Raw genomic sequence first — 9,174 nt, forward strand, 5'->3', positions numbered from 1 at the left:
GGCGCGCCTAGGGAACCCGGCCGTCCGCCGCGTCAACCCACCTCGGTCCAGACGGACCCGAGGGCCTGCGAGCGCACCGCGGCCTCCACGAAGGCCACCCCGCGAGCGCCCGCGCTCACGCCCGGGTAGTCCGGTGCCGGCTCGCCCTCCAGCAGCGCCTCGCCGGCCCGCAACCTGATGTCGCGCGCCGCGTTCCGGTACACGTTGGCGAACGCCTCGATGAACCCCTCCGGGTGACCCGACGGGATGCGCGCGGCGGCCACGGCCGCGCTGCCGAGGTACGGCCCGCCCGCCCGCGTGTACACCTGAAGGGGGGCCTCCAGTAGGGCCAGCTCGAGCCGGTTCGGCTCCTCCTGACGCCACCTCAGGGTGCCGCGGCTGCCGCTCACCGTGATCCGCAGGTCGTTCTCGGCGCCCACGGCCACCTGCGACGCCACCAGCACCCCCTTGACGCCGCCCTCGAAGCGGAGGAGCAGGTTGCAGTCGTCGTCGAGCTGCCTGCCGGGCACGAGCGGCGTCAGGTCGCCGCACAGCTCGGTCACCCGCAGCCCGGTGACGGTGGCGGCGAGGTTCTCGGCGTGGCTGCCGATGTCGGCCACGGCGCCGCCGAGGCCGGCAGCGGCGGGGTCGGCGCGCCACGCGGCCTGCTTGTTGCCGTCCGCCTCCAGCCTGGTGGCAAGCCAACCCTGGTGGTACTCGAGCACGACCTTGCGCAGGTCGCCCAGGACGCCGTCCGCCACCAGGCGGCGCGCCTCCTTGACCAGCGGGTAGCCCGTGTAGTTGTAGGTGACGGCGAAGACGACACCGCTGGCCGCCACCGCCGCCTCCAGCTCGCGCGCCTGCAGGGTGGTGACGGTCATCGGCTTGTCGCACACCACTGCGAAGCCGGCCCGGACGAACGCGAGCGCCACCGGGTGGTGCATGTGGTTGGGGGTGACGATGCTGACGGCGTGGATGCGGCGCTCGGGCGGCAGCGCGCTCTCGCCTGCGAGCATCTCCTCCCAGGTGCCGTAGACCCGCTCCAACCCGAGCGCGGCGCCGCTGGCGCGCGACCGCTCCGGGGTGCTCGACAGCGCCCCCGCCACCAGCTCGAAGCTCTCGTCGAGGCGCGCCGCCATGCGGTGGACGGCGCCGATGAAGGCGCCCTGGCCGCCACCGACCATGCCGAGGCGCAACGGTGCTCTCGCGTGGCTCACCAGTCAGCTCCCTTCGCACCGGGCCACTCCGGAGGTGCCCGGCCCGTACACCACCGTACCCGACCCGTGGCCGGTCGCGTCGTGGGTTAGCCTCGCGGGGTGGAGTCGCTGAGGGAACGGTTGCTGGGGGGCAGCGAGCGCGCGCTCGCTCGGGCCATGACGCTCATCGAGGCTGGGGCCCCCGAGGGGCAGGCCCTCCTCACGAGCGTCCGCGACCGCACCGGCCGGGCGGCGGTGGTGGGCATCACCGGCTCCCCCGGCGCCGGCAAGAGCACCTTGACCGACGGCCTCATCGCCGCCGCGCGGGCGCGGGGTCGCCGCGTCGGGGTGGTGGCCATCGACCCGACGTCCCCCTTCAGCGGGGGCGCCATCCTGGGCGACCGGATCCGCATGACCAGGTGGCATTCGGACGAGGGCGTCTTCATCCGCTCGATGGCCACCCGCGGGCAACTGGGGGGCCTGGCGGCCGCCACGCTGCAGGTGGTCGCCCTCCTGGACGCGGCGGGCTTCGACGCGATCTTCGTCGAGACGGTCGGCGTCGGGCAGTCGGAGGTGGACGTCGTGCAGGCCGCCGACACCACCGTCGTCGTGCTCACGCCGGGCCAGGGCGACGGGGTGCAGGCGTTCAAGGCAGGGATCATGGAGATCGCCGACGTCTTCTGCATCAACAAGTACGACCACCCAGGCGCCGACCGCCTGCGACGCGAGATCCGGGCGGCCCTCGAGCTCGGTGGGCGGTCGAGCGGCTGGGAGCCGCCCATCGTGGGCACCGTGGCGTCCAGGGGCGAGGGGGTGGAAGAACTCCTCGAGCGCCTCGACGCCCACCGCGACTTCCTGGGGCGAAGCGGCCACATCGACGGGGCGCGCCGGCGGCGGGTCCGCGCCGAGGTCGCCGCCGTCTTGGGCGAGCGATTGCGGCGGGCCTTGGCCGAGCGCGAGACGGAGGCGGTCGACGCGGTCCTGAGCGGCCGGGCGAGCCCCGGCGAGGTGGTCGACGCGCTCCTCGCCCGCCTGAGCGGCGCCGGACGGGGGTGAGGCCTGCCCCGCGGCCGCGGGGCGGCTACACTGGGCTCACCATGGTGCATGCCGTCTACCCGGGCAGCTTCGATCCGCTTCACAACGGTCACGTCGACATCATCCGCCGCGCCGCGCGCATATACGATCGGCTGACGGTGGCGGTGCTGCACAACCCCGCCAAGGAGTCGGGGCTGTTCACCACCTCCGAGCGCGTCGACATCATCCGCGAGGTGGTCGAGGGGATCGCCGGGGTCGGGGTGGACTCGTTCGATGGCCTCCTCGCCGACTACACGCGGCGCGTCGGGGCGACCGTGATCGTCAAGGGCCTGCGCGCCATAAGCGATTTCGAGTACGAGCTGCAGATGGCGCACCTGAACCGGCAACTGAACCCCAACGCGGAGACCACTTTCATCATGACCGCTACCCGCTGGTCGTACGTCTCCAGCACGCGCGTCAAGGAGATCGCGCGCTACGGCGCCGACGTCGCCAAGCTCGTGCCGCGCGCGACGCTCAGGCGGCTGAACGAGAAGCTGCAGTCGCAACCTCCCGGCCGGGGCCATTAGCAGCGTCGGAACGCGCCCGGCGGCGAGCGGACCCATATACTCGTGAGCGTGCCGCCAGGCACGCGCGTGGGGCGGCGAGCCGGTCCGCGCGACCGAGAGGAACCTCAGATGTCCTACCTGATCCGTGGCGTCGGCGCCGACGGCGGGGTCCGCGTGGTGGCGGCCGACACCACCGAGCTGGTCCGTGAAGCCACCCTGAAGCACGGCACGACCCCCACCGCCGGGGCGGCGCTCGGGCGGACGCTGACCGGGGCGTTGCTCCTGTCGCACGTCCTGCTGAAGGAGCACCGCGACCGCGTGACGCTCAGGTTACGAGGCGATGGGCCGCTCGGCGGCGTGATCGCCGACGCCGGCCTGGACGGCACGGTGCGGGGTTACGTCAGCAACCCGCGCGCCGACCTGCCCCTGCGAGCGGACGGCAAGCTGGACGTGGGCGGCGCCGTCGGCAGCGCGGGCGAGATCTCCGTTATCCGCTCCCACGCGCCCTACGGCGATCCGTACGGCAGCTCGAGCGACCTGGTGAGCGGCGAGGTGGCGGAGGACATCGCCACCTACCTGGCCCGCTCGGAGCAGATCGCCTCGGCCGTGCTCCTGGGCGTGTACTACGGAGCGGGTGGCCGGGTCGCGCGGGCGGGCGGCGTCGTGCTCCAGGCGCTACCCGGCGTCGGCGACGACGTGCTGCCGCTGCTGGAGTCGAACGTGCGGGCGCTCGGGCAGTTGACGACCGCCATGGGCCGCGCGCCGCTGAGCGAACTCGTGAGGGGCGAGCTGATGCGGGGCGTCGACTTCGAGCTCCTCACCGACCCCGCCCTACCCGTCAGGTTCGCCTGCCGCTGCAGCGACGAGAAGGCCCTGGAGGCGCTCGCCTACTTCACCCCGGCCGAGCGCCGGGCCATGGTCGACGAGGACGGCGGGGCGGAGGTCGTGTGCCACTGGTGTGGTGAGAAGCGCTGGCTCGAGCCGGCCGCCATCCTGGGGCTCGGCGGGGCCGAGGTACGCTGTCCCGACTGCGGCACGCTCTGGTACCGCGAGGGGCAGACGCGCATGGTCCGCGATCTCGAGATCTGCTCCTGCGGGCGCAGGGTCGAGCTGCCGAACTGATTCGAGCGGGCCGACCGCCCGATCCAGACGGGGGTGACCCGGGAGGCGTCCGTATGAGGGCCGGAATGATCGCCCTGCTGCTCTTCCAGATGATGCTCTGGGGCAGCGCGTACCCGATGATCAAGCTGGGCCTGACCGGCCTGAGCGCCCCGCACCTGACGCTACTGCGTCACCTCGTGGCCTCCGCGGCGTTCCTGCCGCTCCTCGTCGCCTTCAGGGGCAGGCTCGCGCCGCGCCGGGCCGACGGGCCCTACTTCCTCCTCGTGGGGGTGCTCGGCTACACCGTGTACCACCTGGCGCTCAACTACGGCGAACTCCGTGTGAGCGCCGGGGCGGCGAGCCTGATCATCGCCACGGCGCCGGCCATCACGGCGCTGCTGGCCGTGCTCATGACGGGGGAGCGACTGGCGCCGCTGGGCTGGGCGGGCTCCGTGGTGTCGTTCCTCGGCGTCGTGCTCGTGGTGGTCGGCGATTCCGCCTCGGGCGTGTCGTTCAACGCCTGGGCGTGGCTCGTGGTCCTGGCGGCGGTGGCGGCCTCCTTCTACACGGTCCTGCAGAAGCCTCTGTTCGCTCGCTACAAGCCTATCGAGGTCGCCGCCTTCGCCACGTGGGCCGGCACCCTGCCGCTGCTGGCGTTCGCGCCGGGGCTCGGCGCGGGCGTGGCGGGGGCGTCTTGGCAGGCGCTGGCCGCGACGGCGTACATCGGGGTGTTCCCGTCGGCCGTCGCCTACACCATCTACGCCTTCGCCCTGTCGCGCGCGAAGGTGACGGTGGTGACGGCGTTCCTCTACCTGGTGCCGGTCTTCGGCCTGCTGTCGTCCTGGCTGCTGCTCGGCGAGGTGCCGGCGTTCGTCACTGTGGTGGGGGGTTCCGTCGCCATAGGCGGCATCGTGATGGTGAACCTGGGCAAGGGCAGGCAGAGATCAGGATCGCGCGAGCCGCTCACCGAGCCGGCGCTCCTCGCCGGCGAGCAGTCGGCGGATGTTGTCGCGGTGACGGTAGATGGCGAGGGCCGTCAGCGAGGCGGCTAGGACCAGGTGAGGGAAGAGGTTGTCGCCGGCGCGCACCAGCACGAAGAGTGGCAGCGCGACCATGCCCACCAGGGAGCCGAGCGAGACGTGACGGCTGACCAGGATGGTGAACACCCCGAGCGTCACGGACACGGCGGCCACCAGCGGGTCGACGACGAGGAAGACGCCGATGCTGGTGGCGATCCCCTTGCCGCCCTTCATGCGCAGGAGCACGTTGAAGTCGTTGCCGGCCACCGCCGCCAGGCCCGCCAACGCCACCACCCAGGGGCCGAGGCCCAGAAGAGCCGGCAGCAGCGCGGCCAGCGCCCCCTTGAGCGGGTCGAGGACGATGACGATCACCGCGGGCAGCACCCCGACGGCGCGCAGGACGTTGGTGGCGCCGATGTTGCCGGAGCCGACCTGCTGGATGTTCACGCCGTAGAGCTTGGCGACGAGGAACCCGGAGGGGATGGTGCCCAGGAAGTAGCCGATTACGGTGGTGATCGCGGCCAGCGTTACGTCGAGCAAGTGGTGCCTCCGGAGCCACCGTAACGCGGTGGCCGTCCTCGATTGTAACGGTCGCCGTGAAGCGCGGCTGAGGGGCGCCGACCGGGCGCGGCGCCACCGCGGGACGGGCGCGGCGGTACCATCGGTGCGATGACCACGGCGACCCTCTTCTTGATCATCGTGGCGGTGGCCGGCGTGTCGTCGCTGCGCTGGGCCACGCGCCTCGCGCCCCTGCCCAACGAGTTCCCGCTCATGACCTCGCTGGCGACGGCAGCGGCGGGGGTGGCCGCCATGGCCACGTCTGGTGCGTGGCGCGCGCCCGCGCCCCTCATGGGCGTCCTGGTCGTGCTTACGCCCCTCTACGTGTTCGGGCCGCTAGGCCTAGTGGCGCTCGTCCGCGCCGGGGCGTGGCGAGCGGCGCGCGCGCTGGTGGGTCTGCTCTACCGCACCAAGGGCGGTCGCGACGCGGTGGGCAGGTTGTTGGCGCAGGCCGCCATCCACCGCGGGGACGGCGAGGCAGCGCTGGCGCTGACGGCGCGGCACGACCCCGTGCTGCTGGCGCAGGCCTACCTCCTGACCGGCGACTTCCAGCGCGTCCTCGACCTCGAGCAGCCGCCGGCGGCCTGGGGCGCCGACAACGCGCACCTCGTCTCGGCCGCCCGGGTCGAGGCTCTGCTGGCCCTCGGTCACGTCGAGCAGGCGCGCCGCGAGACGCAGAACCTCAGGACGCGCTTCGAGGCCGGCAAGCAGGGGCCGCTCGGCTACCGCGCCGTCGTGCTGTCGGAGGCGCGGCTGGCGGCGCAGGCGGGCGATCTCGCCGCCACCAAGGCGCTCGTCGAGCGGCCGCTAGCGGGGGTCGCCCCCGCGACCCTCTACGCCATCCTCGGCACGGCCGCCGAGCGGGGCGGGGCCAAGACGGCCGCCGTCAGCGCGTTCAGCGCGGCCTACATGGCGTCGTCGGGTCCGTCGCGGGAGCGGTACGCCGCCCGGCTGGCCGCGCTCGGCGCGGCACCGCCCACGCCGGCCGCCAGGCTGGCGCGGCGGCCCCTCGCCACCTACTCGCTCGGCGCTGTGCTCGCCGCCGCCTACCTGGCGCAGGTGCTCGTCGACAGGTACGTCGGCGTGCTGTCCGTGCGGGGGCAGGGGATCTACGCGAGCAACGTTATCGCCGCCTTCGTACAGGGCCTGCCGGGGGTGCCGTTCGCGGACGCCTGGTGGCGCTACCTCACCTACGCCTTCCTGCACGGCAGCGTGCTGCACATCGGCCTGAACCTGTGGGTGCTCGTCGACATCGGGCGGCTGTACGAGCGGCGGCGGGGGTGGGGCGACCTGCTGGCCGCGTTCACTGTCGGCACGGCGGTGGGGGCGCTGGCCACCACCCTGTTCCAGGCGGGGCAGGCGCTCGTGCTGGTGGGAGCGTCGGGCGGCATCTTGGGCGTGGCGGGCGCCCTGCTGGCGGAGGCGGCCCTGTCGCGTGCCCCCGCCGACCGCCTGCTACTCAGGGGCCTGTTGCAGTGGGTGGCGCTGCTCGTCGTCTTCAGCATCGCCGTGCCGGGCGTCTCATTGTGGGGCCACGTGGGCGGCCTCGCCGGCGGCTTCGCCTACGGCGTGGTCAGGCTGCGGGCGGGCGTCGGACCGCGGTTCGCGCAGGCTAGCGGTTGGTTCTGCGCCCTGCTACTGGCCCTGGCCGTCGTGAGCGCCCTGACGAGCATCGTCCCGCTCCTACCGTGAGGTAAGGTTGTACTCAGTCCAAGTCGAGAGGGCGGTCGGGAGGCAGGCGCCGGCGGCGCCCGTGACCGCCAGGAGGCAAGCGATGACAGACTCAGACGGAGCCCCGAAGGTCGCGGCGCCCACCGGCGGCGCCTTCCTGGTCGAACGTCAGGACGCCGCGACCATCCTCATCCCCGAAGCGTTCGACGACGACCTCAGGATGTTCGCACAGACCGCCAGGACGTTCGTCGAGCGTGAGATCGTCCCCGACTTCGCCAAGCTGGAGGCGCTCGACTACGAGCTGTCGCGTGCCAAGATGGCCCGCGCGGGCGAGATGGGGCTGCTGGGCGTCGAGGTGCCGGAGGCGTACGGCGGCCTCGGCCAGGGCAAGGCGGCGTCGTCGGTGGTCACCGAGGCCATCGCGGCCTCGGGTTCCTTCAACGTGACGTTCAACGCCCACGTCGGCATCGGGACCCTCCCGCTCGTCTACTTCGGGACCGAGGAGCAGAAGGCGCGCTACCTGCCGAAGCTCGCCTCCGGCGAGTGGGTGGCCGCCTACTGCCTGACGGAGCCCGGCTCGGGCTCCGACTCGCTGGCCGCCAAGGCGCGCGCCGACCTCGACGGTGACGAGTGGGTCCTGAACGGCACCAAGATGTGGATCTCCAACGCGGGTTTCGCCGACCTGTTCACGGTCTTCGCCCAGGTGGACGGCGACAAGTTCAGTTGCTTCCTTGTCGAGCGTGACACGCCGGGACTCGGCTTCGGGGCCGAGGAGCACAAGATGGGCATCAAGGGCTCCAGCACCCGCCAGGTGATCCTCGAGGACGTGCGCGTGCCGCGCGACAACCTGCTTGGCGAGGTGGGGAAGGGCCACCGCATCGCCTTCGGGATCCTCAACATCGGGCGCTACAAGCTGGCGGTCGGTGCGGCCGGCGGCGCCAAGGAACTCATCGGACTCAGCCAGGCCTACGCCAAGGAGCGGCAGCAGTTCAAGGCGCCCATCGCCTCTTTCGGACTGATCCAGGAGAAGGTCGGTCGCATGGCGGCCGACACCTACGCGCTGGAGAGCGCGGTGTACCGACTGGGCGGGAGCATGGACGCGGCGCTCGTGGGCGCCGCCGACGCGGCCGCTCAGCTCGCGGCCCTGAACGACTACGCGGTCGAGTACTCGTTCATCAAGGTGTTCGGTTCCGAGATCCTCGACCAGGTCGTCGACGAGGCCGTGCAGATCTACGGCGGCTACGGCTACTCCGCCGACTACCCGGTCGAGCTGCCATACCGCAACAGCCGCATCAACCGGATCTTCGAGGGCACCAACGAGATCAACCGCATGCTCACCGTCGACCAGCTTCTCAAGCGCGCCATGCGCGGCGAGCTCGACCTGCTGGGGCCGGCTCAGGAGGCGATGCTGGGGGGCCCCGTGGCGGGGGACGGCGCCACCGGCCCCTTGGCGGACGCCGAACTGGCGCTCGCCAACCTGAAGCGCGCCGCCCTGATGGTGGCCGGGATGGGCGCGATGGCGTACATGCAGGCGCTCGACAAGGAGCAGGAACTCATGGCGCGCGTGGCCGACATGGTCGGGCTCGTGTACCTGGCCGAGTCCGGCCTGCTTCGCGCCGAGCGGCTCGCGGCAGGGGCGAGGGGGGCGGTGGCGGCGACGCTCGCGCGCCTCTACGCCTTCGGCGCGGTGGACCGCGCGCGCGAGCTGGGCGTGGAGGCCCTCAGGCGCATACCGCGCGGCAAGGAGGCGCTGCCGCGGTTCCAGGCTTACGTCGCGGACCACGGCGTCGACCTCGTCGAGCTGAGGCGCCGAGCGGCCGCGGCGGTGTACGAGGCGGACGGCTACCCGCTGAGCTGATCGCGTCACGTGCCTAGCGAGTCTAGGCTCGAGCCGCTTGCGGCGGCCCACCCCATGCCTTAGTATTTAAGGTACATCTGAGGTGGTGGGCTCGGGCCGCGCCCGCTCACGCCGGACTGGAGGCAGGACCGTGGATAAGGAACGCGCCAAGGCACTCGATGCGGCGTTGTCGCAGATCGAGCGGCAGTTCGGTCGTGGGGCGATCATGCGGT

The 9,174-nt window shown here is 72.4% G+C and carries 8 protein-coding genes; 6 read left to right on the top strand and 2 right to left on the bottom strand.

The window, feature by feature from the left end:
* Positions 1–32 precede the first annotated feature (32 nt).
* Positions 33–1,163 carry a Gfo/Idh/MocA family oxidoreductase gene (locus tag H3C53_03935; protein MBW7915827.1) on the bottom strand — a complete coding sequence of 377 codons (1,131 nt, stop codon included), beginning with the start codon at positions 1,161–1,163 and terminating at the stop codon, positions 33–35.
* Positions 1,164–1,352: 189 nt separating this feature from the next.
* Between H3C53_03935 and meaB the strand changes: the two genes are divergently transcribed.
* The 4 genes from meaB (at position 1,353) to H3C53_03955 (ending at position 4,908) form a co-directional block, all read left to right on the top strand.
* Positions 1,353–2,231 (top strand): methylmalonyl Co-A mutase-associated GTPase MeaB, encoded by an 879-nt coding sequence (gene meaB, locus H3C53_03940; GenBank protein MBW7915828.1) that lies wholly within the window; start codon positions 1,353–1,355, stop codon positions 2,229–2,231.
* 44 nt (positions 2,232–2,275) lie between these two features.
* Positions 2,276–2,776: a pantetheine-phosphate adenylyltransferase gene (gene coaD / locus H3C53_03945; GenBank protein ID MBW7915829.1), complete on the top strand. Its 501-nt coding sequence runs from the start codon at positions 2,276–2,278 to the stop codon at positions 2,774–2,776.
* A 108-nt stretch (positions 2,777–2,884) separates the two neighbouring features.
* Positions 2,885–3,877 carry an Hsp33 family molecular chaperone HslO gene (locus H3C53_03950; GenBank protein ID MBW7915830.1) on the top strand — a complete coding sequence of 331 codons (993 nt, stop codon included), beginning with the start codon at positions 2,885–2,887 and terminating at the stop codon, positions 3,875–3,877.
* A 53-nt stretch (positions 3,878–3,930) separates the two neighbouring features.
* Positions 3,931–4,908, top strand: coding sequence for a DMT family transporter (locus tag H3C53_03955; protein MBW7915831.1), 978 nt, complete (start codon positions 3,931–3,933; stop codon positions 4,906–4,908).
* On the opposite strand, the gene plsY is transcribed toward H3C53_03955, so the two are convergent.
* The gene (gene plsY, locus H3C53_03960) at positions 4,801–5,415 is read right to left on the bottom strand and encodes a glycerol-3-phosphate 1-O-acyltransferase PlsY (GenBank protein MBW7915832.1); all 615 of its coding nucleotides are present in this window, start codon (positions 5,413–5,415) and stop codon (positions 4,801–4,803) included. The two genes, H3C53_03955 and plsY, sit on opposite strands and share 108 nt — an antisense overlap.
* Positions 5,416–5,544: 129 nt before the next feature.
* On the opposite strand from plsY, the gene H3C53_03965 reads away from it, so the two are divergent.
* Entirely contained in the window at positions 5,545–7,125 is a 1,581-nt protein-coding gene (locus H3C53_03965) for a rhomboid family intramembrane serine protease (protein ID MBW7915833.1), read from the top strand.
* An 82-nt stretch (positions 7,126–7,207) separates the two neighbouring features.
* Positions 7,208–8,962, top strand: coding sequence for an acyl-CoA dehydrogenase family protein (locus H3C53_03970; GenBank protein ID MBW7915834.1), 1,755 nt, complete (start codon positions 7,208–7,210; stop codon positions 8,960–8,962).
* The last annotated feature ends 212 nt before the right edge of the window (positions 8,963–9,174 follow it).

The organism is Trueperaceae bacterium, from assembly GCA_019454765.1.
Lineage (GTDB): Bacteria > Deinococcota > Deinococci > Deinococcales > Trueperaceae > JAAYYF01.

Excerpts from the sequence above, each read along its gene's own strand:
- H3C53_03935 (MBW7915827.1), bottom strand. The coding sequence starts at position 1,163 with ATGGTCGGTGGCGGCCAGGGCGCCTTCATCGGCGCCGTCCACCGCATG.
- meaB (MBW7915828.1), top strand. The coding sequence starts at position 1,353 with ATGACGCTCATCGAGGCTGGGGCCCCCGAGGGGCAGGCCCTCCTCACG.
- H3C53_03950 (MBW7915830.1), top strand. The coding sequence starts at position 2,885 with ATGTCCTACCTGATCCGTGGCGTCGGCGCCGACGGCGGGGTCCGCGTG.
- H3C53_03955 (MBW7915831.1), top strand. The coding sequence starts at position 3,931 with ATGAGGGCCGGAATGATCGCCCTGCTGCTCTTCCAGATGATGCTCTGG.
- H3C53_03965 (MBW7915833.1), top strand. The coding sequence starts at position 5,545 with ATGACCACGGCGACCCTCTTCTTGATCATCGTGGCGGTGGCCGGCGTG.
- H3C53_03970 (MBW7915834.1), top strand. The coding sequence starts at position 7,208 with ATGACAGACTCAGACGGAGCCCCGAAGGTCGCGGCGCCCACCGGCGGC.